Source organism: Nocardia sp. CA-136227, assembly GCF_050955695.1.
Lineage (GTDB): Bacteria > Actinomycetota > Actinomycetes > Mycobacteriales > Mycobacteriaceae > Nocardia.
In genome coordinates, this window is record NZ_CP192081.1 from 3,346,200 (window position 1) to 3,370,963 (window position 24,764).

The 24,764-nt window shown below is 69.7% G+C and carries 23 protein-coding genes and 2 tRNA genes; 10 read left to right on the forward strand and 15 right to left on the reverse strand.

Going from position 1 to position 24,764, the window contains the following annotated elements; translation table 11 throughout:
* The first annotated feature begins 347 nt into the window (after nt 1-347).
* Together ACQP06_RS15460 and ACQP06_RS15465 are read left to right on the forward strand one after the other, a co-directional pair.
* Nucleotides 348-423 (forward strand) — tRNA-Met (locus ACQP06_RS15460).
* An 85-nt stretch (nt 424-508) separates the two neighbouring features.
* Nucleotides 509-584, forward strand: a tRNA-Glu gene (locus ACQP06_RS15465).
* A gap of 17 nt (nt 585-601) precedes the next feature.
* On the opposite strand, the gene ACQP06_RS15470 is transcribed toward ACQP06_RS15465, so the two are convergent.
* Nucleotides 602-967 (reverse strand): PASTA domain-containing protein, encoded by a 366-nt coding sequence (locus ACQP06_RS15470; protein WP_433672826.1) that lies wholly within the window; start codon nt 965-967, stop codon nt 602-604.
* A gap of 168 nt (nt 968-1,135) precedes the next feature.
* On the opposite strand from ACQP06_RS15470, the gene ACQP06_RS15475 reads away from it, so the two are divergent.
* The 4 genes from ACQP06_RS15475 (at nt 1,136) to secG (ending at nt 2,706) form a co-directional block, all read left to right on the forward strand.
* Nucleotides 1,136-1,639 (forward strand): hypothetical protein, encoded by a 504-nt coding sequence (locus ACQP06_RS15475; protein ID WP_433672827.1) that lies wholly within the window; start codon nt 1,136-1,138, stop codon nt 1,637-1,639.
* 237 nt (nt 1,640-1,876) lie between these two features.
* Entirely contained in the window at nt 1,877-2,011 is a 135-nt protein-coding gene (locus tag ACQP06_RS15480) for an LPXTG cell wall anchor domain-containing protein (protein WP_433672828.1), read from the forward strand.
* On the forward strand, nt 2,008-2,406 hold the full coding sequence (locus ACQP06_RS15485) for a DUF6221 family protein (protein ID WP_433672829.1): 399 nt from the start codon (nt 2,008-2,010) through the stop codon (nt 2,404-2,406). Before ACQP06_RS15480 ends, ACQP06_RS15485 begins: the two co-directional genes overlap by 4 nt.
* Nucleotides 2,407-2,472: 66 nt before the next feature.
* Nucleotides 2,473-2,706, forward strand: a complete 234-nt coding sequence (gene secG, locus ACQP06_RS15490) for a preprotein translocase subunit SecG (protein ID WP_154789531.1) — start codon at nt 2,473-2,475, stop codon at nt 2,704-2,706.
* Nucleotides 2,707-2,766: 60 nt separating this feature from the next.
* Here the strand turns inward: secG and ACQP06_RS15495 are convergent, their stop codons facing one another.
* Together ACQP06_RS15495 and ACQP06_RS15500 are read right to left on the reverse strand one after the other, a co-directional pair.
* A complete protein-coding gene (locus tag ACQP06_RS15495; RefSeq protein ID WP_379280222.1) occupies nt 2,767-3,108 on the reverse strand; it encodes a hypothetical protein in 342 nt (113 codons plus the stop codon).
* On the reverse strand, nt 3,101-3,388 hold the full coding sequence (locus tag ACQP06_RS15500; protein WP_379280221.1) for a hypothetical protein: 288 nt from the start codon (nt 3,386-3,388) through the stop codon (nt 3,101-3,103). Before ACQP06_RS15500 ends, ACQP06_RS15495 begins: the two co-directional genes overlap by 8 nt.
* Before the next feature lie 148 nt (nt 3,389-3,536).
* Between ACQP06_RS15500 and ACQP06_RS15505 the strand changes: the two genes are divergently transcribed.
* A complete protein-coding gene (locus tag ACQP06_RS15505) occupies nt 3,537-4,202 on the forward strand; it encodes a DUF1361 domain-containing protein (RefSeq protein WP_433672830.1) in 666 nt (221 codons plus the stop codon).
* A 19-nt stretch (nt 4,203-4,221) separates the two neighbouring features.
* Here ACQP06_RS15505 and fadD8 read toward each other — a convergent pair whose 3' ends face one another.
* From fadD8 to ACQP06_RS15520, 3 genes are read right to left on the reverse strand one after another with little or no spacing between them, the layout of a single operon-like run.
* Nucleotides 4,222-5,829 carry a fatty-acid--CoA ligase FadD8 gene (gene fadD8 / locus ACQP06_RS15510; protein ID WP_433672831.1) on the reverse strand — a complete coding sequence of 536 codons (1,608 nt, stop codon included), beginning with the start codon at nt 5,827-5,829 and terminating at the stop codon, nt 4,222-4,224.
* A 23-nt stretch (nt 5,830-5,852) separates the two neighbouring features.
* Entirely contained in the window at nt 5,853-7,046 is a 1,194-nt protein-coding gene (locus ACQP06_RS15515; protein ID WP_433672832.1) for a thiolase C-terminal domain-containing protein, read from the reverse strand.
* 43 nt (nt 7,047-7,089) lie between these two features.
* Entirely contained in the window at nt 7,090-7,938 is an 849-nt protein-coding gene (locus ACQP06_RS15520; RefSeq protein ID WP_433672833.1) for an SDR family NAD(P)-dependent oxidoreductase, read from the reverse strand.
* Nucleotides 7,939-7,991: 53 nt separating this feature from the next.
* Here ACQP06_RS15520 and ACQP06_RS15525 point away from each other — a divergent pair, with 53 nt between their 5' ends.
* Both ACQP06_RS15525 and ACQP06_RS15530 read left to right on the forward strand, forming a co-directional pair.
* Nucleotides 7,992-8,963, forward strand: coding sequence for an alpha/beta fold hydrolase (locus ACQP06_RS15525; protein WP_433672834.1), 972 nt, complete (start codon nt 7,992-7,994; stop codon nt 8,961-8,963).
* 594 nt (nt 8,964-9,557) lie between these two features.
* Nucleotides 9,558-10,478, forward strand: a complete 921-nt coding sequence (locus ACQP06_RS15530) for a TolB family protein (protein ID WP_433672835.1) — start codon at nt 9,558-9,560, stop codon at nt 10,476-10,478.
* A gap of 13 nt (nt 10,479-10,491) precedes the next feature.
* On the opposite strand, the gene ACQP06_RS15535 is transcribed toward ACQP06_RS15530, so the two are convergent.
* Nucleotides 10,492-10,674 carry a hypothetical protein gene (locus ACQP06_RS15535; RefSeq protein WP_433672836.1) on the reverse strand — a complete coding sequence of 61 codons (183 nt, stop codon included), beginning with the start codon at nt 10,672-10,674 and terminating at the stop codon, nt 10,492-10,494.
* 531 nt (nt 10,675-11,205) lie between these two features.
* On the opposite strand from ACQP06_RS15535, the gene ACQP06_RS15540 reads away from it, so the two are divergent.
* Nucleotides 11,206-12,603, forward strand: coding sequence for an amidase (locus tag ACQP06_RS15540; protein WP_433672837.1), 1,398 nt, complete (start codon nt 11,206-11,208; stop codon nt 12,601-12,603).
* 28 nt (nt 12,604-12,631) lie between these two features.
* On the opposite strand, the gene ACQP06_RS15545 is transcribed toward ACQP06_RS15540, so the two are convergent.
* The 8 genes from ACQP06_RS15545 to opcA form a co-directional block, all read right to left on the reverse strand.
* Nucleotides 12,632-13,795 carry a lactate 2-monooxygenase gene (locus ACQP06_RS15545; protein ID WP_433672838.1) on the reverse strand — a complete coding sequence of 388 codons (1,164 nt, stop codon included), beginning with the start codon at nt 13,793-13,795 and terminating at the stop codon, nt 12,632-12,634.
* Between the two features lie 161 nt (nt 13,796-13,956).
* Nucleotides 13,957-15,381 (reverse strand): FAD-binding oxidoreductase, encoded by a 1,425-nt coding sequence (locus tag ACQP06_RS15550; RefSeq protein WP_433672839.1) that lies wholly within the window; start codon nt 15,379-15,381, stop codon nt 13,957-13,959.
* A gap of 53 nt (nt 15,382-15,434) precedes the next feature.
* The gene (locus ACQP06_RS15555; protein ID WP_433672840.1) at nt 15,435-18,356 is read right to left on the reverse strand and encodes a BTAD domain-containing putative transcriptional regulator; all 2,922 of its coding nucleotides are present in this window, start codon (nt 18,354-18,356) and stop codon (nt 15,435-15,437) included.
* 71 nt (nt 18,357-18,427) lie between these two features.
* Nucleotides 18,428-19,084 (reverse strand): hypothetical protein, encoded by a 657-nt coding sequence (locus ACQP06_RS15560; RefSeq protein WP_433672841.1) that lies wholly within the window; start codon nt 19,082-19,084, stop codon nt 18,428-18,430.
* Nucleotides 19,085-19,136: 52 nt separating this feature from the next.
* A complete protein-coding gene (locus tag ACQP06_RS15565) occupies nt 19,137-22,052 on the reverse strand; it encodes a BTAD domain-containing putative transcriptional regulator (protein WP_433672842.1) in 2,916 nt (971 codons plus the stop codon).
* 65 nt (nt 22,053-22,117) lie between these two features.
* Nucleotides 22,118-22,927: a hypothetical protein gene (locus ACQP06_RS15570; RefSeq protein WP_433672843.1), complete on the reverse strand. Its 810-nt coding sequence runs from the start codon at nt 22,925-22,927 to the stop codon at nt 22,118-22,120.
* Between the two features lie 184 nt (nt 22,928-23,111).
* Complete coding sequence (gene pgl / locus ACQP06_RS15575) at nt 23,112-23,846, reverse strand: 6-phosphogluconolactonase (protein ID WP_433672844.1); 735 nt, start codon at nt 23,844-23,846, stop codon at nt 23,112-23,114.
* On the reverse strand, nt 23,839-24,747 hold the full coding sequence (gene opcA, locus ACQP06_RS15580) for a glucose-6-phosphate dehydrogenase assembly protein OpcA (RefSeq protein ID WP_433672845.1): 909 nt from the start codon (nt 24,745-24,747) through the stop codon (nt 23,839-23,841). Before opcA ends, pgl begins: the two co-directional genes overlap by 8 nt.
* Between the last annotated feature and the right edge of the window lie 17 nt (nt 24,748-24,764).

Here is a 24,764-nt window from a genome sequence, read left to right on the forward strand (position 1 = left end):
GAGGCCATCGAACTCCGCGACATCAAGCCACGGCGAATCGGTGCGAATTTCGCGCCCTCAGCGTGCGCGGAAAATCAGTTGCAGCCATTCCACGCTCCTGCGAATGTGATTACACCGCAAGCTCAACCGAGCGGCGGCGGAAACGGAAGGTTCCGGCCTGTGGAGGCCAGCCGGTCTTGAAAACCGGAGGCGGGCATTGTGTCCCGGGGGTTCGACTCCTCAGCTTTCCGCGATGGAAGATAAACCGGTCAGGCCGGCCGGAACCCGTTGCTAGCGGTGTTGAGCCTCAGGGCTTGGGATTCGAGTTCTCTGTCTTCCACGAGGTCCGTCGAATGGCGGATCGTTGGAGCGGTGTGGCGCAGTTGGGAGCGCGGTGGGCTCATAATCCACAGGTCGTCGGTTCGAATCCGACCACCGCCACCAACCGGTTGAGCACATGGTGTGCACGGAGGCTGTAAACCTCCCGCCTTCGGGCACAGGTGGTTCGATTCCATCCGGCCGGACGCATGGCGTAGTTGCTCTGTCGGGATGGGCAGCCTGATTTTCACTCAGGAACCACGTCGGTTCGACTCCGACCTACGTCACTCGAGGCCGGGAGACCCTATTTCGTGCCGGCCGACTTGACCGTCACGGTGATCGGCTGCTTCTCGGCGACCAGCGCGCCAGGATCAGGCGACTGATCCTTCACGACCCACGCCGAGTTGTCCTGGCCGTCGAGAACGTTGCGCCCGTCGGGCGCGGTAGCCGAGGCGAACAGGAAACACACCCCATCACCCGCCCGCGCCGCATCGAGCCGCTGCCCCCGCAGATCCGGCATCGCCAACGGCCACGCCTTCGCATCACAGTGCACCGAATCCGCTGTGGCCGACGTCGACGACGCCGAACTCGACTTCGTCTCGCCCCCAGGGTTGCAAGCCGCCAGCAGCGGCACAGCAATGGACAGCACAACGACGGCGATCGCTCTCATGCTCACTCCTCATCCGACGTCGAGACCCTACCGCCACACCCGCTACCGCGCTCAGCTTCACGCCACACCGGCGACCTGTCGCGGGTCGGTGCTTCTTGTGTCTCTGCATGTTTCGCCGCAGGAAGGGTGCTCCATACCTTCTGCGGCGGTGTGCACACTATCTCGCCGGTGACCTACGAAGTACTGTCGCGCTGGGGAATCGACGAAGATGCTGTGTTCGCGCTCGGCGAGCAGAACACGTCGACAGATGGACCGTTGAGAGTCGAACAAGCTGACTTCCCTGAGGGAACCGGGCCCTGGTTCCTACTCGCGGGCAACGACTACACGAGCGCGCATGCGCTTTGGCTCGACGAGTATCCGGCAGTCATCGGGCGCGTCGGCGCGCTTTTCACCGTCCCCGCCGAACTCGGTATCTACGCAGCCCCGATCGACGGCCTCGACATACTCGAGACAGCGCTGACTCTTGCCTCGGTAGCCGCGCATCGGTACAGGAATGATCCGTATCCGACCAGTCCCCATCTGTACCGATGGTGTGGCGGTCACATCGAGCTCGCTGTCTCCGTCCGGTCCGACGACAAGTCTCTCAGCCTTCTGCCCACGGACGAGTTCGTGACGCTACTCAACCAGCAGTGCCAACCAGGTCTTCTTCACTTGTGTACTCCCCAGATGTAGAACAGCCTTGTTCCCTTGGTCGATCAGAATGCGACCAGCCCGGGACGGTACCGATCCCGAAAAGTGAATTATGCATGCTTCACTTAAAGATGGCCGGGGTCACTCGGTGCCGCGGCCGACGCGGCGCCGCCGGACTTCCGCCGCTGGATCCGCTTCTCGCAGTATGTATTCGGTGATCACCGAGCTTTCAGACCCGGGCCTTCGTGGCATATCGGGCGTAGTGAGAGACAATCGATCATGCGCACTTCCACGGTCGTAGTGCTCGCAATCGCCGCCGCGGTGCTGGTCGCCACGGGCGCGTCCTCGCTGTATTGGGTGATCTGGGCCGCTCTGGTCGTGGTCGCGACCGCGCTGTGGATGGTCCGGCGATGATGACCATCGAGCGGTTCATCGACCGGCGACTCGAGCAGCAGCAGGAAGCCGCGGAGTTCGCGCTGCAACTGGAGCACGACTTCCGGGACTCCGGCCGCGAGATCGAATACCAGTGGGTTCGTCTCGTGCGACCCAAACACAGCCGCACCGCCCCGTCAGCGGTGTTCGTGCCGGGCGTGCTGACCCCGAAACAGACGCTGCGGCACGTGGCCGTGCTGCGGCTGATCTTCGGCGAGCACGCGCCGGATGAGCACCACCGGTGTTCGGTATGCCGTGACGACGACGCCTCCGGCGATGGCACGGCGGCCTGGCCGTGCCCGACCGTGCGCGAGATGGCGGCCCTCTGGTCCGACCACCGTGACTACCGCGCCGAGTGGGCGATCGATCGGCGTTGATCTTTCCCGTCTGCGCGACCAGGGCTGATTCGTTGATACTGGCGAGCACCGCATACACTCTCCGGTATGCGGATGTTCCTGGATATCCTCCTAGTTATCACCAGCGTGCTGCTGGTGCTGCTGGTGCTGTTGCACCGCGCCAAGGGCGGAGGTCTGTCCAGCCTCTTCGGTGGTGGAGTGCAGTCGAGCCTGTCGGGTTCCACTGTCGTCGAGAAGAACCTCGACCGGATCACCATCTTCCTCGGCGTGATCTGGCTGATCTCCATTCTGGGGATCGGCCTCGAAATCAAGTTCTCCTAACGTCCACAGCTTCCGAAATCGCCCGGGCACCCGACGAAGGTGCCCGGGCGATTCGTCATGTCAGCTCCGATGACCGTGGACCGGTGAGAGATTCGCCAGCGCGGCGGACAGCGCGCGACGGACGTCGGCGCGGCTGATGGGGGTGTCGTCGTCGAGGGCGGCCAGCTCGATGGTGAGGAAGTCGCGGATCAGGTCGGACATGCTGACGCCGCGATGGTCGGCCTCGGCGCGGATGCGTTGATCCATGGCGTAGGGGAGCCGGACCGTGCGCAGCACCGTGACGGGGGTGTCGGGGCCGGGGAGGTCGGGTTCGGGGGCGTCCTCGTCGAAGGTGAGGCTGTCGAGGAAATCGCGTGCCTCGGCCGCCGTGTTCGGGTACCCCTGGTCCGGATGGTCACTCATGGTCCGCCTCCCATTGTTCGAACTGGGCGAGAAGCCGTCCGGTCACCGGCCGGACGCCGATGACCTGCTGGTCCCACTGCGACAGCGGGCGAACCACCACCGCGAGCGGCAGCCCGGCGCCGGTGCGGCCGATGATCATGAGGGCGGGTAGTCCGCCCGTCCCGCGCACCGGTCGCGGCCAGCGCCGGCCGGGTCCGGTGAGGACCCGCAGGACCTCTTCCGGCGCGATACCGAGCCGGGCCGCAACGTCGAGGGCCCACTCGGGAATCTCATATCCCACGGCCGCATAATACGATCGTAAAACAGCTGGTCGCCACCTGTCGACCAGAGTTTCGAGAGAACCACGGGCGCGTCGGTCGCGGGCGTGTTGCCGGAGCGGCATCCTCGACACGCGGGCCGAGGCGCGCCGCACAAGGCATCATGAACCAATGGACCCGGTGAAAACGGTCGCGCCGAGCCTCGCGGGGGTGCTGGACCGCAATCTGTTCTGGATGGTGTGGAACACCGTGCTGGCCTGGATCCCGGTGGCGTTGGCGCTGCTGGTGTTTCGGCGCCCGCCCGAAGATGAACGACGACTACCGATTTCGCCGTTCTGGTGGGCCGGTGTCGTGCTGTTGCTGCTGTTCCTGCCGAACGCGCCGTACGTGGTGACCGATCTGGTGCATCTGCGCGACGACATCCGCGCCGCGGGCAACGGCCCTGTGGTGACGACGATTCTGCCGGTGTACGGCGTGTTCATCGTGTCCGGATTCGTCGCCTACTACCTGGTGCTGGCCGAGATGGGCCGCTTCCTGCAGGCGCGCGGACTGGCGGCGTGGCGGACACCGGTGACCCTCGCCGTCCATTTGCTGTGCGCGGTAGGCGTTTTCCTGGGCCGCTGGGTGCGGCTGAACTCGTGGGAGCCGGTGGTGCAGCCGCGCGGCACCTTCGACCGCATGATGCTGGCGTTGAGCTGGAACTGGGCCCCGGTGCTGATCGCCGCGGTGTTCGTGGCAACGGCGTTGGGCCACTTCGTGACCCGCGCCGTGGTGGAGGCGGGCGTGGACAGCGCCCGCCGGGGCGCCCGGCTGATCCGAACCCGCAGGTTCGCCTAGCCGGACGCCCACGGGGGGATCAGGCGATGCCGAGGCGCTCGGCCGCCAGCACCCGGATCGCCTTCTTGTCCGGCTTGCCCAGACCGGTCAACGGCAGCCGCTCGATCACGATCACGTGCTTGGGCACCTGCACGGAACCCTTGCGCTGCTTGACCGCGGCCTGGATCTCGGCGGTGACCGTCTCGACCGCGGCGGGATCGGCGGCGGTGGCGGGATCGAGCACGAGCACCGCGGTCACCGCCTCGCCCCACTGCGGATCCGGCACGCCGACGACCGCGACCTCGTGCACCAGAGTGTGCTCGGAGACAACGTCTTCCACCTCGCGGGGGAACACGTTGAACCCGCCGGTGACGACCATGTCCTTGGAACGCCCGACGATGAACAGGAACCCGTCCTCGTCCTGACGCGCCAGGTCACCGGTGCGCAGCCACCCGTTCTTGAAGGTGTCCGCGGTGACCTCGGGCAGGTTCAGGTACCCGCCCGCGAGCAGCGGTCCGGAGACGCAGATCTCGCCGACCTCGCCCTGCGGAACCTGCTTGTCCTCACCGTCGAGCAGCGCCACGCGCACCGCGGTGGAGGGCCGGCCGCACGAGGTGAGCCGCGCCTTGTCGTGCTCGTCCTTGCCCAGGTAGCTGATCGCCATCGGCGCCTCGGACTGCCCGAAGTACTGGGCGAAGATGGGCCCGAACCGGTCGATGGCCTCCTGCAACCGATTCGGGTCGATCGCGGACGCGCCGTAGTACACGGTCTCCAGCGAGGACAGGTCCCGCGTCTTGGAGTCCGGGTGGTCGAGCAGCGCGTACAGCATCGACGGCACCAGCATGGTCGCCGAGATCTTGTGCTCCTCGATCGCGCGCAGCACCTCGCCCGCGTCGAAACGCGGCAGCACCACGCACTGCCCGCCCAGCAGCACGACCGGCAGGAAGAACGCCGCGCCCGCGTGCGAGAGCGGGGTGCAGATCAGGAATTTGGGCCGGGTCGGCCATTCCCACTCCGAGAGCTGGATCTGCGTCATGGTGTTCATGGTCAGCGCCGTGCCGATGACACCCTTGGGCTTGCCGGTGGTGCCGCCGGTGTAGCTGATCGAGATGACGTCCGAGGGCAGCAGTTCGGTCGCCTCGACCGCCCGCGGCTCGTACTTGTCGGCGGCGGCCAGGATGTCGACGCCGACGTCGGCGAGCTGCTCGGGCACCGGGCCCAGCACCAGGATCTTGGTCAGCGTCGGGACCATGTCGACCAGTTCGCGGGCGCGCTGCACGAACGCCGGGACCGGGTCCAGGATCAGCGTCGAAATGCCCGCGTCGGCAAGCACATACGCGTGATCGTCCAGGCCGCCGATCGGGTGCAGCGCGGTGCGCCGCGAGCCCACGATCTGACCGGCGCCGATGGTGAACAGCACCTCGGGCCGGTTCAGGGCCAGCACGCCGACCGGGGTGCCGGTGGTGACGCCGTGTTCGGCGAAGGCGTCGATGTAGCGGCTCATGCCGTCGAGCACCTCACCGCCGGTGAGGATGTGGTCGCCGAGGGTGAGCACCGGACGGTTGCGATGCCGCTTCAGCCCGGCCACCAGGGCGTGCCCGTTGTGCACGGGCAGCCGGAGCATGGTGTCGGGATCGATTGCACTCATGGGGTTCTCAATTCATCCGATGGTCACGCCGTGTGGGCCGCGTACAGGGTGACGACGACCGCGCCGCCCAGGCCCAGATTGTGCGCCAGTGCGGTGCGCGCGCCCGCCACCTGACGGTCGCCCGCGAGTCCGCGCAGCTGCCAGCTCAATTCGGTGCACTGCGCCAGGCCGGTCGCGCCGAGCGGGTGGCCCTTGGAGATCAGGCCGCCGGACGGGTTGACCACCCAGGTGCCACCGTAGGTCGTCGCGCCCGACTCGACCAGGGCTCCGGACTCGCCCTCGCCGCACATGCCCAGCGCCTCGTAGGTGATGAGCTCGTTGATGGAGAAGCAGTCGTGCAGCTCGATCACGTCGACGTCGTTGACGGTGATCCCGGCGCACGAGAACACCTTCGACGACGCGGCGCGGGTCATGGGCGCGCCGACGACGTCGATCATGGAGCCGGTGGAGAAGGAGGTGCCGTCGTCGGTGGCCAGCTCCTGGGCCAGGATCTCGATGGCCTGGTCCTCGAGGCCGTTGGCCTTCACGAACTCCTCGCTGACCACGACCGCGGCGGCCGCGCCGTCGGACATGGGCGAGCACTGCGAGCGGGTCAGCGGGCCGTGCACCGGCTTGTCGCCGAGGACCTGCTCGAGGGTGTACGCGTCCTGGAACTGGGCCAGCGGGTTGTTGGTCGAGTGCTGGTGGTTCTTCACCGCGACCGCGGCCAGCTGCTCGGGGGTGGTGCCGTAGCGCTTCATGTGCTCGATGGCGGCATTGCCGAAGAACTGGGTGGTGATCGGCGCGGCCGAGAACTCGAAGAGTTCCTTGTTCACCTTCAGGTGGTGGTCGACCGTGGTGACCTTCGGCTTGGTGGCCGGGCCCGCCATGGCCTCCTTGGTCATCTGCTCGAAGCCGACGGCCAGGGCGACATCGGTGATGCCGGCGGCGACCCACTCGCGGGCGAACATGAGCGCGGTGGAGCCGGTCGCGCAGTTGTTGTTCACGTTCACGACCGGGATGCCGGTGAGACCGATGTCGTAGAGCGCCCGCTGACCGGCGGCCGAGGGCTGGAAGACGTAGCCGACCGCGGCGCGCTGCACCTGGTCATAGGTGACGCCCGCGTCCTTCAGCGCGCCGTTCACGGCCTCGGCGACCATCTCCGGGTAGGTCCACTCGCGGGAACCGATCTTGACGAACGGCGTCATGTTCACGCCGACGACGAAAACGCGTCGCATTGGGTTGTCCACTCCTGTTCTTCGGGAACGTAATTCGTTGTGACTAGTCGGCGCGCGGGACGCGGCCGTCGATATCGGTGAAGCCGTACGCCTCGGCCAGGTCGGCGACCTTCCAGGCTTTCCCGGTGCGTGCCAGGCGATCCGGGTCCGCGGCCAGGGCGGTGACGGCGCGACCGGCGAAGTGCGGGGTCTCGGCCTGATCCAGGTCGAAGGTGCCCTCGCCGGGCAGGGTGACCAAGCGGCGGCCCTGGGCGTCGGCCGGAACCATCTGCAGCAGTTCGGTATTGACGATGCCCGGCCAGATGGACACCGCGGTGGTGCCGGTGCCCTCGAGGTCGTGGGCCATGTCGGCGGTGAGCCGGTCCACGGCGGTCTTGCCGACCCCGTAGACCGCGTTGTGCATGTGGCGGACCGCGCCGGGGGAGGACACGCTCACGATCAGGCCCTGCGACTCGATGAGCAGGGGTGCGGCGAAAACGCTGGCCACGTAATGGGATCGGACGCCGATGTCGAAGCCCTCGTCCCAGGCCTTCGGCGGCACCTCCCAGAACTTGCGCCCGATCCAGCGCGCCGAGGCGGGGGAGTTGTAGACGTTGTTGACCAGTATGTCCAGGCGGCCCTGCTCGTCGCGGATCTGCGCGAAGAGTTTCTCCACCGCGGCATCGTCGCGGTGATCGCACACCACCGCGACCCCGTGCCCGCCGAGGGCGTCGATCTCGGCGGCAGTCGCGGAGACGGTGCCCGGCAGGTGCCCGGCCGTGACGGTGCGCCCGGTGACGTACACGGTCGCCCCGGCCGCGCCCAGCTCCAGGGCGATGCCCTTGCCGATGCCCCGGCTGGCCCCGGTCACCACCGCGACCTTTCCGGCGAGAATCTTGGGTATTTCGCTCACGACCTCTGGACATTACCTTGAAATAGGAACGTGTTCTAGAAATTGGAGGCGGAGTGGAACTGACGCATCGGACGATCGACACCGGGGAGGTCCGCCTGCACGTCGCGGATCAGGGCGAGGGCTTCCCGGTCGTCTTCTGTCACGGGTTCCCGCACACCTGGTACATGTGGCACCACCAGCTCGACGCGGTCGCCGCCGCGGGCTACCGTGCCCTGGCCCCCGACCTGCGCGGATACGGCCGCACCGAGGCCCCCGCGGACCCGGAGGCCTACACCAACGCCGCCGTCATCGGCGACCTCACGGCCCTGCTCGACGACATCGGCGCGGAAAAGGCCGTCTTCGTCGGCCTCGACTTCGGCGCGCAACTGGTGTGGGAACTGAGCCTGCGCGCCCCCGAACGGGTCGCCGGCGTCGTGGTCCTGAACAACCCGTTCGCCCCGCGGCCCCCGCGCCCGCCGTCGGCCTTCTGGACCAAAGCGGCCGAACGCCACTTCCTGCACCTGTCCTACTTCCAGACCCCCGGCGTCGCCGACGCCGAACTCGCCGCCGACCCGCGCGGCTTCCTGGCCCGGGTCTACTACTCGCTCTCCGGCGACTACCACTACCTCGACACCTGGAAGAACCCGCCCGGCCTCGGCTACCTCGACGTCCTCCCGCAGGCCCCCGCCCTGCCCTGGCCGTGGCTGTCCCAGGCCGAATTCGACACCCTCGTCGCCGATTTCGAGCGCACCGGCTTCACCGGCGGCCTCAACTGGTACCGCAACCTCGACCGCAACTGGGAACTCACCGAGGCCTACGCCGGCGCCAAGGTGGAAGTCCCCACCTACTTCCTCTACGGCGAGAACGACCCGGACATGGAAGGCTTCGCCGGCCGCGACCCGCTGGCCACGCTCCGGGCCAATGTCACCGACCTGCGTGAGGTCCGCGACGTGCCGGGCGCGGGCCACCTGGTCCAGCTCGAACGTCCCGACGCCGTCAACGGATTCCTGATCGAGGCGCTGAAGGGTCTCGACCTCGACCGGTAGCCGCGCGATGATCGACCGGCGCGGGCCGGTCGATCCCGCGTCGCCGGTGCCCGGCGGTCGTCGCGCGCGCTGATCAGGCGAGGCGAGCCCGGGCCTCGGTTAAGCTGTCCGCCTTCCTCGGTGAATCTCGATGGTGGCTTCGGCGCGCTCATCGGTCTGGACATGGTCGAGTTCGACCGTGACGGTGCGCGCAGCCTGTGTCGGCTCACGGTCGCGCCCCAACCTTCGCAGTCTTCCCGGCCAGAACCGACGCATAGCGGTCAGCGGGCACACTGCGGGCCCGTCGTCGAATTCAGTTGGTGGCCCGGCAGTTCTGGCCCCTCGTGACCGGAACCGCCGTGGTCGCCGGAACACCCAGTGTCGGCGCGGGAACGGTGGTCGTGGTCACGGGTAGCGGCCGGGCGCGTCGGTCTCGGCCGATTCGACGACGGCGTGGTCGCCGTCGATCTCGTGGACCTCGAACACCGACTGCCCACCAGCCCCCGAGAAGCTGGGGGCATGGCATCTGGGTCGTTCGCGTCTAACGTTTGTTGCGGCACAGCCACAATGAGGTGGTTCGGTGGTGTGCGCGGAACTGCGGATGGATCGGATGAGATGGTCGAGGCATTGGGTCGGAAGCGGTGGATCGTGGTGGGCGCCGTTGTCGTGACGGGGTTCGTGGGCGGGTGTGCCACGGAATCCACGGGGCGGGTGGAGGATTCGGTGCCGACGGTGCCGACGGTGCGGGGTGCCGCCGGGGTGCCGGGGCCGCTGAAGATCGCGTTTGCGGATGGCTGGCAGTCAGTGTTCGTGATGAATCCGGACGGTAGTGGGGTCACTCGCATTGCCACGGGCTCGGACCCGAGTTTCGCACTGGATGGTTCGAGGATCGTCGTGGCCGGCGCCGGGATCTCCACGATGGATCCGGATGGCGGCAATATCACGAGAGTCGCGGACGGCGGATACGGCCCGACGTTCGCGCCCGACGGGCGCACCATCGCTTTCGCCCGCGGCGGCGCCATCTACCTGGTGGACAGTACCGGCGAAAATCTTCGGCGACTCACCGATATCCCGGACCCCGCGACGGTGGGCCCCGATCTGGTGTCGGCCAACTCCCCCTCGTTTGCGCGCGATGGTTCGGCGATCGTTTTCGTCAGGGCGGGGATCATTTGGCTCATGGCGGGCGACGGCACCGGCCAGCGGGAACTGCTGCGGGACCAGTTCTACAACTCCGGTCCGAAATTTACCGCCGACGGCGCTGACATCGTGTTCACCAGCAATCGAGGTGGCAGGGACCAGTCCGAGATTTACACGATGAAACGCGACGGCACCGATATCCGGGCCCTCACCACCGATGGGGTCGGCGGCCTGTCCCTCTCGCCGGATGGCAGGAGAATCCTCTACACGCGTATGAGCCGGACCCGGTCGAACGCCGAAGTCTGGGAGATGAATGTGGACGGCAGCAACCCGCACCGTCTCACCGATCCGAACCTAGTGGCGCAATCTCCCAGCATGGGAGGAACCGGTCCTTCGTGATCGCCGGGTCAGCTCAACGTTCGTCCGGATAGCCCCACTCCAGATCGATGTCCGCCGCGGGCGCGATCCTGCGGACGGCCGCGGTGAAATCTCGCTCGAAGACCGGCCGCCACTCCCCGAATCCCCGGATGATGATCGGCCCATGCTCGCTGCACACCTTGACCCGCGGCGGGTTGTGGAAGGCGCCGACATACATCCACCGTGATCGACCAGCCCACCACCGCGACCACTGATCGATCAGCTCGAACTCGATCAGCTCGAACCCAGCAGGGAAAAGAACCTCGCGCGTGCGATCAGTAGCGGTCGCGTTGTTCTCGCCAATTGTTGTTGGAGAACTTCATCTCGCGGGCGCGGCAATCGTCGTTGAAGCGCTTGAAGGAGCTGTTAGACCAATCGTCAAGACTCATCGAGGTATCCCTGTTCGAAGGGCGGATGATTCTTCTAGTGTCCGCCCTGGTACTAGCCTGGTCGGTCGCTGAACAAGAGGCCTCCATGGTGCGGACGAGTCGTTGCCCGAGGCGGGTGCCTGGCGGGTACCGCGATGAGCATGCCGCCGCTGCCGAGCAGCGCCTCGATCGTGAATCCGGCGCGACCGGTGGGTGGAGAACCGGACATTCTGGTAGAAAACCGGTCATGATTCGGCGTCCGACCGCGATCTTCTGTTCGTACGTCCAGTCCGGGGGTACGGTCGGGCTCAGTCGGGAGAGTCGATGAGGAGGCCCGGATCATGGCAGCGCGAGTTCATGCCTTCACCGATGACGCATTGGGTGAGCACGACGGCGTGGGGATCGCCGAGCTGATCCGGCGCGGCGAGCTCAGCGCCGCCGAGGTCGCCAAGGCGGCGCGGGAGCGGGCGGCTCGGGTGAATCCGGAGCTGAACGCGCTCGTGGTCGATCTGGATACGCCGCTGGTGTCCGGGGAGCGCGACGCACTGCTCTACGGCGTGCCCACCTACGTCAAGGACAACACCGACGTGTCCGGGCTGCCCACCCAGCACGGCAGCGCCGCGTGGCGAGCGCGGCCCGCGAAAGCGCACGGCCCCTTCACGAAACAGTTTCTCAGCACCGGGATGACCGTGCTCGGCAAGACCACGCTGCCGGAGTTCGGGCTCAACGCCACCACCGAATTCGCCGATGCCGCACCGACACACAACCCGTGGGCCACCGGATACTCCTCCGGAGCGTCCTCGGGTGGTGCGGCCGCCATGGTCGCCGCGGGCGTGGTGCCGATCGCGCACGGCAATGACGGCGGCGGCTCGATCCGCATCCCCGCCGCCTGCTGCGGGCTGGTCGGATTGAAGCCGACCCGGGGCCGCCACATCGACGGCCCGCAGGCTCGCTCCATGCCGATCAACCTCGTCTCCGAGGGTGTGCTCACCCGCACCGTCCGCGACACCGCCACGTATTTCGCTGCCGCCGAACGCTTCTGGCGCAATCCGGCGTTGCCGCCGGTCGGCCTGGTCGAAGGTCCCGCGCAACGGCGCCTGCGGATCGGCGTGCTCACCGAACCCATCACCGGCGCGGTCCTCGACCCGCAGGTTCGGGCCGTTCACGACGACACCGTCGCCCTGCTGGAAAGTCTGGGCCATGAAGTGCGCCCGCTCGCGTACCCGGTGGATCGCGGCTTCGCCGACGACTTCGCCACCTACTGGGCGATGCTGGCGTTCCTGTTGGGCCGCACCGGCAAACTCACCCTCGACCGCTCCTTCGACCCCGCCCGCCTGGACCCGTTCACCCGCGGGCTGGCCGCCCGGTTCGGCGGCTCCGCGCTGCGCTCGCCCGCGGTGCTCTACCGGCTCTCCCGCATCCGGCAGGCCTACGCCGCGTCGTTCCGTGACGTCGAACTCGTGGTGTCCCCGGTCCTGGCGAGCGTGACCCCGCACCTGGGGTACCTGAGCCCCGACCAGCCCTTCGACGAGGTCTTCGAGCGCCTGCTGAACTACGTCACCTACACCCCGCTGGCGAACGTGACCGGTGCGCCGGCCCTGTCGCTGCCCTTGGGCGCGTCCGCCGACGGCCTCCCCATCGGCATGATGTTCTCCGCCGCGCACGGCGACGAACGCACCCTGCTCGAACTCGCTTACACCCTGGAGGCGGAGCGGCCCTTCCGCCGCATCCAGGAGTGAGCGCGGCGGAAGATCACCATCTCCGAGCTCAGACCGTGACGGGCCGCAGGGCGTCCGGCGTCAGATCCTTCAGCGTCGGATACCCGTCCACCGCCATGATCAGATCCGCCTCGGCCAGCAGCGTGCGCAGCACGTGCACGATGCCGTCCGCCCCGCCCAGCGCCAGCCCGTACGCGTAGGGCCGCCCGATGCCGACCGCCGACGCGCCCAGCGCGAGGGCCTTGATGATGTCCGCGCCCGACCGGACCCCGGAATCGAACAGGACGGGCAGCCCGTCCGCGGCTGACACCACGCCCGGCAGCATGTCCAGGGCCGGGAGCCCGCCATTGGCTTGGCGGCCACCGTGATTGGAGCAGTAGATGCCGTCGACGCCCAGATCCTTGGCGCGGCGCGCGTCATCGGGATGACCGATGCCCTTCACGATCAGCGGCAGCTTGGTCAGCGACCGCAGCCACGGCAGGTCGGCCCAGGTGAGCGGATTGCCGAAGACCTGGATCCAGCGCAGGATCGCCGTCTGCGGATCCTCCTCGGGCGACTTGGCCAGGCTCGCCCGGAACACCGGGTCGGTGAAGTAGTTGGCCAGGCAGTGTCCGCGCAGCTGCGGGAAGTTGCCGGTCGACAGGTCGCGCGGCCGCCACCCGGTCACCCAGGTGTCGAGGGTGACGACAATGCCCTTGTACCCGGCCTTCTCGGCGCGCTCGACGAGGCTCGCGGCCAGGTCACGGTCGGTGGGGGTGTAGAGCTGGAAGAAGCCGGGGGTGTTACCGAATTCGGCGGCGACGTCCTCCATCGGGTCCACCGTCAGCGTGGACGCCACCATCGGCACCCCGGTGCGCGCCGCCGCGCGCGCGGTCGCCAGGTCCCCGTGCCCGTCCTGCGCGCACAAACCGATCACCCCGACCGGCGCCATGAAAACCGGTGCGGCCCAGGTGCTCCCGAACAACTCGACGGACAGGTCGCGCTCTTTCGCCCCGACGAACATGCGCGGCATGAGCCCCCACTTGTCGAATGCCGCCACATTGGCATTCTGGGTCCGCTCGTCGCCCGCGCCGCCCGCCACGTACGAGTACACCGACGGCGGCATCGCCGCCCGCGCCCGCTCGGCCAGATCCGCGTAGCTCACCGGCATCGCCGGCACCACTCCGCGCAACCCGTTGAAGTAGATCTCGTTCTGAAAATCACCGAATGCCACGCGCAACCTCCTTGTTCACGCACCCGCCGCCGGAGCGCCCCGTCATTCTGCCAGCAGACCCTACCGGTGGGTAAGAAGTTGCGACGGCGGGACCTGCCACACCCCGCGGGGTCTCTCGACCAGTGGCAGGTCCCGTCGGCGCTCGGCGCGGAAACCGGAGCTCAGCGCACCGGCAGGTTCCAGCGCGCGGCCGGGGCGAACACCCCGGCCGGGTCGTAGCGGCGGCGCGTGTCGACCAGGCGTTCGCGCTGCGGCTCGGTCCAGGCCGCCAGGGTGTCGGACGCCCCGCCGAGCGGGTTCAGGCCGAAGTTCGGCGTGGCGGCGTCCAGACTCCACCGGTCCAGTGCCGTCGCCACCCGATCGAGCGCGGCGGGGACCACATCGGCGATCGGCGGGGCCAGCACGCCGACCGCGAAGACCTGGAACGCCGCGTGACGGCCCGCGATCGTGTTGAGCGACTGAGGCTCCCGCGCGATCGCGCCGCCGAACACCCGGATCTCGGCCATATTGATCGGCGCCCCCACGACCGCCCCGAGCAGGGCGTCGAGGGCCGCGTCCGGCAGTTCCCGCAGCAAGGTCCCCCGATCCAGTGCGGGCATCGGATGGGTCGGGTCATTGTGGATGGAAGCCAAAGCCGTGTAAGGCATTTCGGCGACGGTGTCCATCAATGGTGCGGCGACCGGGCGCAGCCGGGCGAGCAGCGCGGCCCCCTCGGCGGCGTCACCGACATGGGCGTAGCGCAGGGTCAGCACCGTGGCTCCGCGCAGCGGCTCCGGAATCTCCGGCAGCGGCGGCAGATTCAGGATCGCGACCGAACTGGTGACCGTCTCCGGTGCGGCCGCCAGCCAGTTCCGCCAGGCCCGCAGCACGACCGCCGCGTCCTCGATGCGGTAGGTGAGGCTGCCGGCGTAGAGGGTGTGGATCGGGAAGAGCCGGAACGTCATCTGGGTGACGATGCCGAAGGCCGCGCCGCCGCCCAGCAGTGCCCGGAACAGTTCGGGTTCGGTGTCGGGGGTGACGCGGCGCAGGGTCGCGTCGGCGGTCACCACCTCCATGGCGGTGACATGGTCGGCGGCGAAACCGTAGGTGCGCGCGATCGGGCCCAGCCCGCCGCCGAGCGTGTACCCGACGACGCCGACGCTGGTCGAGGACCCGGCGAGCCCGGCCAGCCCGAACGGGGCGGCGGCATCGAGGACCTGCTGCCAGCGCACGCCCGCGCCCACGGTCGCGGTGCGCTGATCGCGGTCGATCGAGATCGCCTGAAGCAGGGTGGTGTCGACGAGGATGCTGTCCGCGGGTGTCGGCAGCACCCCGTGACCGGTCGCCCGCACCGCGACGGTGTAGCCGGACTCGACGGCGACGCGCACGGTGGCCGCGACGTCGGCGGCGCTGCTGGCCACCACGACGGCCGCGGCCGCATGCTCGATCGCGGCATTGAATCCGGCCGCCGAGCGCTGGTACCCGTCCTCACCGGGGGTGTGGACGGCCCCGGCGACGGCCGCGCGCAGGCGTTCGACGACGGTGGCGGCCGGAATCGGATGTCGGTCGAGACCGGCCGTCGCGGCCGGATCGAAGACGCTGGACATGAGGCTCCTGAAAGTCGATGGTGCTGATCGATATTCAGGAGACCGCACAACGCTTATCGCGAACTTAGCTGTCGCCCAGCATCACCGGCGGGCTCGGAGGAGAGGGTGCTGACCAGGGCGTTCACCTCGGCGCGAGTCAATGTCGCGCCGGCCGCCACGCCTTCCTCGAACTCGGCTTCCGACAGCGCCGACCGGACCTCGGCCGCCTCGCGGACCGCGTCGACCGGATCCATCACCTCCGGCAGGAACCCGATCCGCCCACCCAGAGCGCGCACCGCCCCGAGCATCCGCGCACCGTCCGCGGGACGGCCGCTCCGGGCCGCGAGCGCCGCGGCCAGCTGCACCATCACCAGCCACGACGTCACGTCCCCGTCCCGTTCCAGCGCGGTCTGCATGGTGCGCAACGCGGTCCGAGCGTCGGTGATGTCACCGGCGTCCAGTGCGCAGCGGGCCAGCGTCCACGACGCGGAAGCCCCCGACCAGCGGTGCCCGCAGCGTTCGGCGACCGCGACCGCCTCCCGCAGTGCTGCCCGTGCTTCCTCGGGGCGGTTGCTGAACCGCAGGATCATGCCCTCGATCATCAACGCCTCCGCCAACTGCCACGGTCTGGCGTCCGCGCGGGCGGCGGTGACCGCGGCCGAGGCGGTGACGGCCGCCTCGGGGGTGGGCTCGGCGATCGCGCGCATGTAGGTGGTCCACGACCGCATCCAGGCGGCGGTGTCGAGATCGCCCGCCTCGGCCGCCACCTGCTCGGCCCGCGCGGTGGCAGCCGCGCCCCGGAGCGGATCGCCGGAAAGATAGTGCAGCCCGCCCAGTCCGCCGAGGGCCATGGACAGCGTGCCGGGTTCGATTCCGTGCCCGGGCGCAGCGGTCGCGTCGAGGGCGCTGGTGACGGCCACGATGCCTTCGGCGATGAACCCGCGCCGATACCAGAACCAGTGCAGGGCCGCGGCCAGCCGCAGCACGTACCCGGGGTCGCCGACCGCCGAGGCGGACGCGATAGCGGCCCGATGCTCGGCGACATCCGCGCCGAGCGCGTCCATCAGCTCCGCCGAGCGCGCGTCCCGCAGATGGATCGCGGCGGCCTCGGCCCGGTCCAGCACGCAGCGACGGTGCGCCGCGCGCACCCGGTTCAGCTCGTCGGCTTCGCAACGGGCGAGCGCGAATTCGCGGATGCTCTGCAACATCCGGTAGCGGCGCGGCGACGACGCGGGCTGCACCCGCAGCAGCGAGCGGCGCACGAGACCGGTCAGCGGTTCCAGCACGGCCATCGAGTTCGAGACGCCGTGCACGGCCGCGGCGGCGTCGATGTCGAAGCTTCCGGCGAAGACCGCGACATCGCGCAGCAGCCGGGCTTCGGCGCGGTCGAGCAGCCGGTAGCTCCAGTCGATGGTGTCCGCGAGGCGGCGCTGCCGCGCGGGCGCGGTCCGGGCGCCTCCGGAGAGCAGCGTGAACCGGTCGGCCAGGCTGTCGGCGATCTGCTGCTCGGACAGCACCCGCAGTTGCGCGGCGGCCAATTCCACCGCGAGGGGGATGCCGTCGAGGTCGGCGCAGATCCGCCGGACCGGTTCGCGCACCGACTCGTTCAAGGACCAGCCCGCCACCACGCCCGCGGCCCGCGCGGCGAACAGCTCGACGGCCTCGGACTCGTCCAGCGGCGGTACCTCGACGATCTGCTCGCCGTCGACCGCGAGCGGCTCGCGGCTGGTGGCCAGGACCCGGATGCCGGGGCATCGAATCAGCAGCGTATGCACCACGTGGGCGACCCCGTCGAGGACGTGCTCGCAATTGTCCAGCAGCAGTGTGCCTTCCCGGTTCGCGACGATATCGGCGAGGCGATCGGGGGTGCTCGCGCCCAGGACCTGCAGCGACTCGGCGATGGTGGCGGCGACCAGGTCGTCGGATTCGACCGGGGCCAGATCGACCCACCACGGCCCGTCCCCGGAGCCCGCCACCCGGGGCAGCCTCCGGCAGGTCTCGACGGCCAGCCGGGTCTTGCCGACACCGCCCGTGCCGACCAGCGTGACCAGGCGGGCAGCGCGCACGGCACGGCCGATGTCGTCGAGTTCGGCGGTGCGGCCGACCAATTGGGTCCGCGGCACCGGCATGGGACAGGCCGGCGCGGTCTCGGGCACGGTGACGGCAACCCGGGCGGGGGCCTCCGATCCGCGCAGCAGCTCCTCGTCGTGGCGCAGGATGGCGGTCTCGAGCTCCCGCAGCCGGAGTCCGGGTTCGATGCCCAGCTCGGTGTCGAGCCGATCGCGGATGTCCCGCAGTGCCGCCAGCGCGTCGGATTGGCGTCCGGCCCGGTAGCGGGCCAGCGCCGTCAACTCCCAGACGCGTTCGTCGAGCGGATGCGCCACCGCCAAGGCCTCCGCGTCGAGCAGCGCGGCTTCGGCGTGGCCGGTGTCGATCCGCAACTCCACCAGCGCTTTTCGCGCCCGGAGCTCGAGCGCGGTGAGCCGCGCGATCTCCGGCCGGACGAAATCGGCATCGGCGATATCGGCGTACGGCGCGCCACGCCACTCGTCGAGCGCAGCCTCGTAGGCCCGCAGCGCTGTCGCGGAATCGCCGGTGGCGCAGGCTGCTTCGGCCGTCGCGAGGTGCCCGGTGAAGCGATGCGCGTCGATCCGATCAGCGGCCAGATCCAACTGGTAGCTGGTGGCGGACCGGACGATCACGCCCGCCGCGCCGCGCCGCCGGTCGGGCTCGAGTCGATCGCGCAGCTTCGAGATCCCGAAATGCAGCGACCCCACCGACGGTTCCACGGCGTCGTGCCACACCTGCTCGAGCAGCCGATCCGCCGACACCTCCCGCGGGAACGCCGCGATCAATGCCGCCAGCAAACTCCGCTGCCGGAGCCCGCCCAGATCGACCGGCCGTCCCTCGACCGTGGCCGCCAGTCCGCCCAGGACATGTAGACGCACCTGCGGCCGCGCACCGTTCTCCTCGCCGTCACCAGGAAGATCACCCACGAATCACCTCACTAGCTCTCACTCGGCAATCTATCGCTGTGAGAACCGCGAAGCGCATCACCGTCGCGGGACTAGTCGTCGGCCTCGGGCGCCGGGTAGCCGATCAGTCCGCGCGCATGACCCAGCGCGTGGCGTCCGGCGATCATGCCGGGCGACAGCGACTGTCGGGCGATCGCCCCGCCCAGCGCCCGGATCTCCGCGAAATCGATCGGCTGCCCGGCCGCGGCCGCCAGGAAGGCATCGATGGCCGGGACCGGCATCGGACGCGCCGGGTCATGGTGGATGCACGTGGTGTCCAGCAATGGTGTGGCCACCTGCCGCAGCGGCGCGAGCAACTCGGCGCCCCGGGCCGGATCTCCCGAGTGGGCGTAGCGCAGGTGCAGGACCGTGGCCCCGTGCAGCGAGGCCGGGAGGACCGGGACGGCGGGCAGGTTCAGCACCGCGACGGAGCTGGTGACGCCCTCCGGCGCGGCCGCCAGCCAGCTCCGCCAGGTCCGCAGCACGATGCCCGAGTCCTCGACGCGATAGGTGAGACCGCCCGCGTAGAGGGCGCCGGATCCGGCCGAGACCCGGACGGCGGGAGCGGCATCCGCGGCCGGGTGCCGGTAGGCGTCGGCTCCCGGCGTCGGCACCGCGCCCGCGACCGCCGCCCGCACTCGCTCGGCGACCCGATAGGCCGGAAGCGGACGCGCACCGATGGGCGCGGGCGGATCGCAGACGCTGGACATGAAGCTCCTGTCACTCGACGGGGTCGTTGACGTCCAGCAGAATGCCTGCCGCTTAGCGCGAACTTAGCGCCCTGCCCGGCAGCTTCGCGGACTCGCCGAGAATGGAGCCGACCAGCACATTCACCTGGTCGCGGGACATGGTCGCGCCCGCCGCCAGGCTCGCCTCGAATTCCGACGGGGATAGCGCGTTCTCGACGGCGGCGGCCTCGCGGGCCGCGTCGATCGGGTCCATCACCTCCGGATGGAATCCGATCCGGATGCCCAGGGCGCGGACCGCGCCGAGCAGGCGGGCCCCGTCGGCGGGGCGGTCGGCGCGGGTCGCCAGGGCCGCCGCCAGATGCGCCATCACCAGCCACGAGGTGACATCACCGTCGAGCTCGACCGCGGTGTGCATGGTGCGCAAGGCGCTTCGCGCTTCGGCGTGGTCGTCGGCCTCGAGGGCACAGCGGGTCAGGGTCCAGGAGGCCGAGGCGACGGTGAGGCGGTGGCCGCAGCGTTCGGCGACCGCGATCGCCTCGGTCAGGGCGGCGCGCGCCGCGACGGGACGATCGGCGTAGCGCAGGATTCGGCCCTCCACCATGAGCGCGTCGGCCAGCTGCCAGGGGCGGCCGTCGCGGCGGGCGACGGCCACGGCCATGGCGGCATCCGCGGCCGTGTCGCGCGTGGGGTCGGCCACCGCGCGCAGATAGGTGGTCCAGGTGCGCATCCAGGTGGCCGTGTCGCGATCGCCTTCCGCGTTCGCGATGGAGGCCGCGCGCTCCGCCATCGCCACGCCGCGCACCGGATCGCCGGAAAGATAGTGCAGCCCACCCAGTCCGCCCAGGGCGAGGGACAGGGTCGCGGCGTCCACGCCGTGGTCGGGCGGTTCGCTCGAGGCGAGCGCCGTCGTGATGGCCGGAATGCCCTCCTCGATGAATCCGCGCCGATACCAGAACCAGTACAGCGCCGCCGCCAGCCGCAGCACGTACGCGGGGTCGCCGGCGGCGAAGGCGGACGCGATGGCGGCGCGGTGTTCGGCGACATCCCGGTTGAGAGTGTCCATCGACTGCGCCGAGCGTGCGTCGCGCAGATGCGCGGCCGCGGCCTGCGCCCGCTCCAGCACGCACTGCCGGTGCGCGGCCCGGGCGCGCTCGAGCTCCCCGGCTTCGCAACGGGTGAGCGCGAATTCGCGAATCGTCTGCAACAGCCGGTACCGGCGCGGCGACGAGGCGGGCTGCACCCGCAACAGGGACCGCCGCACCAAACCCGTGAGCGGGGCCAGGACGGCCATCGACGAGGTCGCCCCGTGGACGGCGGCCGCCGCGTCGATGTCGAAACTCCCGGCGAAGACCGAGATATCGCGCAGCAGGCGCGCTTCGGCGGGATCGAGCAGCCGGTAACTCCAGTCGATGGTGTCGGCCAGGCGGCGCTGCCGCAGAGGCGCGGTGCGCGAACCTCCCTCGAGCAGAGTGAACCGGTCGGCCAGGCCGTCGGCGATCTGCTGCTCGGACAGCACCCGCAGCTGGGCCGCGGCCAACTCCACGGCCAGCGGGATGCCGTCCAGGTCGGCACAGATGCGCCGAACCGGTTCGCGCACACGGTCTTCGAGACTCCAGCCCTCGACCATGCCCGCGGCCCGCGCCGCGAACAACAGGACGGCCTCGGACTCGTCCAGCGGCGGAACGTCGATGACGCGCTCCCCGTCGAGGGCGAGCGGTTCACGGCTGGTGGCGATGATCCGGACCCGGGGACACCGGGTCAGCAGGACGTTCACCACCCCGGCGACCCCGTCGAGGACGTGCTCGCAATTGTCCAGCAGCACCGTGCATTCCCACGTCGCGACGATGTCGGCGAGCCGTTCGGGCGTGCTCGCGCCGCACACCTGCATGGCCGCGGCCACGGTGGCGGCGACCAGGTCGTCGGATTCGACGGGGGCCAGATCGACCCACCACGACTGATCCTCGGCCGCCGGTGTTCGAAGCAGGCGACGGCAGGTCTCCACCGCCAGCCGGGTCTTGCCGACCCCGCCGGTGCCGACCAGGGTCACCAGCCGGCTCTCACGCACCGCGCGATAGATCTCGTCGAGTTCGTCGGCGCGCCCGATCAATTGGGTCCGCGGCGCCGGCATCGGGCAGGTCGCCGCGATCAACGGGGTGACGGCCTGGACCGCGCCCGCCGACCCGGGCAGCAACTCCTCGTCGTGGCGCAGGATCGCGGTTTCCAGTTCGCGCAACCCGACGCCCGGCTCGATGCCGAGTTCGGTGTCGAGCAGCCGCCGTACATCCCGCAATGCCGCCAGCGCCTCGGACTGCCGCCCGGCGCGGTAGCGGGCCAGCGCCGCCAGCTCCCACACCCGCTCGTCGAGCGGATGCGCGGCCACCAGCGCCTCGGCGTCGGCGAGCGCCGCTTCGATCCGGCCGGTGTCGAGTCGCAACTCCACCAAGGCTTTCCGGGCCCGCAGCTCCAGCCCGGTCAGCCGCGCGATCTCCGGCCGCACGAAATCGGCGTCGGCGATATCGGCGTAGGGCGCGCCCTTCCACTCGCTCAACGCGGTTTCGTAGGCGCGCAGCCCGGCCGCGGAATCCCCTGCCGCGCACGCTGATTCGGCGTCGGCGAGCTGCCCGGCGAAGCGGTGCGCGTCGATCCGATCCGCGTCCAGGGCCAGCTGGTACCGCGTCCCGGACCGTACGATCACCCCTTCGGCGCCGCGCCGCCGCTCGGGTTCGAGCCGGTCGCGCAGCTTCGAGATCCCGAAATGCAGTGAGCTGACCGAGGGTTCGGCCGCATCGTGCCACACCTGTTCGAGCAGCCGGTCCGCGGACACCTCCCGCGGATAGGCCGCGATCAGGGCCGCGAGCAGACTCCGCTGCCGCAACCCGCCCAGGTCGACCGGCCGCCCCGACACCGTCGCGGCCAGTCCACCCAGCACATTCACCAACACTTCCGGCCGAACGCCGACCCCCTCGGCGTCACTCGGCGGACCACCCACGAATCACCTCGCTACTACTCTCTCGCAATCTATCCCGCCGCCGACGCGGCGTCGTGGATGGGCGTTCAGTAGTGGGCGTTGAGGTACTCCGCCGCGTGGGTCGTCCACAGCACGTTCGTGCCGGGCATGTTGTGGCCGGAATACCGGACGTGCTCGCCGTCGGGCCAGGGCGTCAGGTACCCGAGCAGGCCGCGCATCGCGGCGGTGTAGCGGTCCAGGTTGGCGACCGGGTTCTGGAGCAGGAAGTTCAGCAGTTCGTGGAACAGCATCGGGGTGAGGTTGCCGATCCGCGCGCCCTCGACGAGGGAGAACGGCGAGATGGCGGTGTCGATGGCGCGCAGCGGGGAGTCGCCGGGGGAGGAGGTGATGATGTCGTTGGGGTTGGCGTACTCGCGCACGTCCAGGCCCGCCGGCCAGGCGCCGCGCTGACCGTGCAGGCCGTAGGTCTGCGGCGGGCACAGGTCGCCCACGGACTGGCCCTTGCGGCGCATGGGGTTGGCGATGTTCACCGTGAACGCGATCTCGAGCGGCGACCCGTCGACATTGGTGTAGACGCCCGCGCGCACACCCTGCAGGATCGTGCTGGCCACGATCCCGCCCAGCGAATAGCTCAGCAGGCCGCACACATTCGGTGAATCCTGGATGGCCTTGACCCCGGCCGCGACCCCGAGCCGCACCGAGGTGTCCAGAGAGGAGCCCCAGGTGCTGGGCACCGGGCCGATCTCGGCGGGCCAGTCCGGTTCGAACGCGCTGAACTTGCTCGTGTCCAGCAGCTTGGTGACATCGTGCAGCATGCCCGCCGGTGTCCCGTCGGAATTGCGCTGCTCCCCGGTGCCGCGCAGGGTGATGATGTCGATCATGGCGTTCCCCTCCATGCGCCGAACCTTTCGGCGCGGATTCGACGCTAGAAGCGTCCTACCAGCTAATCGCGAGTAGTCGGCTACCCGTTTACAGCGGAGGGCATGCGGGGAGGCCCGTGCGTCGCACGGGCCGGGATTTCGGCGGAGACGACGAACGGCGGGCCCGGATCGATCGATCCGGGCCCGCCGTTCGATGGAACTAGTGCGGCAGGTCCACCGCGGCGGTCTCGTCCAGCAGCCAGGTGGTGGACTCGGTGCCGATCGCACCCGCCGCCGGGATGTCGAGCGGCGACGCCCCGTTGAGGGCGGCGGCCACCGCGGCCGCCTTGGCCTCACCGGACACGATCAGCATGACGTGGCGCGACTTGCGGATCGCGGGCAGCGTCAGCGTGATGCGCACGGCCGGCGGCTTGGGCGAATGGGTCTCCGCGACGACCAGCTCGTGCTCTTCGCGGGTGGCGTCGGTGTGCGGGAACAGCGAGTTGATGTGCCCTTCCCCGCCCATCCCGAGCAGGTGCAGGTCGAACGCGCCGTGTTCGGCCAGGTGCGCGTGCACGGTGGCCGAGTACTCGCCCGCGGCCTCGAGCGGGTCCGGGTAGTCGCCGCTCGAGGTCTCGGTCGGGTGCACCCGGGCCGGGTCGACCGGGACGTGGTCGAGCAGCGCGTGGCGGGCCTGGAGTTCGTTGCGCTCCGGGTCGCCGGTGGGCACGAAACGCTCGTCGCCCCAGAAGATGTCGACCTTGCCCCAGTCGATGTCGCCGGGGGCCTTGCGCACCAGTTCCAGCAGCGCGATGCCGGTGCCGCCGCCGGTCAGGACCACCGAGGCGGAGCCGCGCAGACGCTGCGCCTCCACCACCTGCGCGACGAAGCGGGCGGCCGCGGCCATCACCAGATCGTCGACGGTGGTGAAGGTTTCGACGGCGGGCTTACTCATAGGTCACCCTTTCGATTCCGGTGAGGGCCTCGGCGTAGATGTCGTCGGCGTCGAGGTGACGCAGTTCCTCGGCCAGGCAGTCCTTGGTCTCGCGGCGCGCCAGCGCGAAACGCTGGTCGGGCTCGCCGGTGCGGGACAAGGTCGCGGTCCGGCCGTGCTGCGGGCGGGAAATGGCGATCGACACCGAGGGCCGGCGCATCTCCACCTTCAGCTCGCCGGTGCGCCGCACCACCGGGCAGTCCAGCCGCGCGGCCAGCCAGCCCGCCAGCATGTCCAGCGCCGGCTCTTCCTTCAGACCCGAGATCGTCACCGACTCAACGGTTTCGAACGGGGCCTCGTCGAGCGCCGCCGCCAGCAGCGCCCGCCAGTAGGTGACCCGGCTCCACGCCAGATCGGTGTCGCCGGTCGCGTAGGAGTGCCGGCGACCCTTGATGGTGGCCTGCGGATCGGCCGCGAAGGTGGCGTCGGTGATCCGGCGGGTCGCCAGGCGGCCCACCGAATCCTTGGACGGGAACTCCGGAGCGCCCCGCGGCCACCACGCCACCACGGGGGTGTCGGGCAGCAGGAACGGGATCACCACGCTGGCCTCGTGCGGCACCAGATCGCCCTGCAGCCGCAGCACGATCACCTCGGCCGCGCCCGCGTCGCCGCCCACGCGAATCTGCGCGTCCAGCCGCGTCGGGGCCATGCGGTCGCCGCGGGCCAGCACGATCACCCGGCAGGGGTGTTCGCGGCTGGCGTCGTTGGCGGCGTCGATGGCGTCCTCGGCCTCGGAGCTGTCGAGGGTGCACACCACCAGGGTGAGCACCCGGCCCATGGTGACCACGCCATTGGATTCCCGCAGTTGCACAAGGCGTTTCGACACCTCGCGGGTGTCGGTGTCGGGCATGTCGATGATCATCGGGCGGGCTCCTGGGT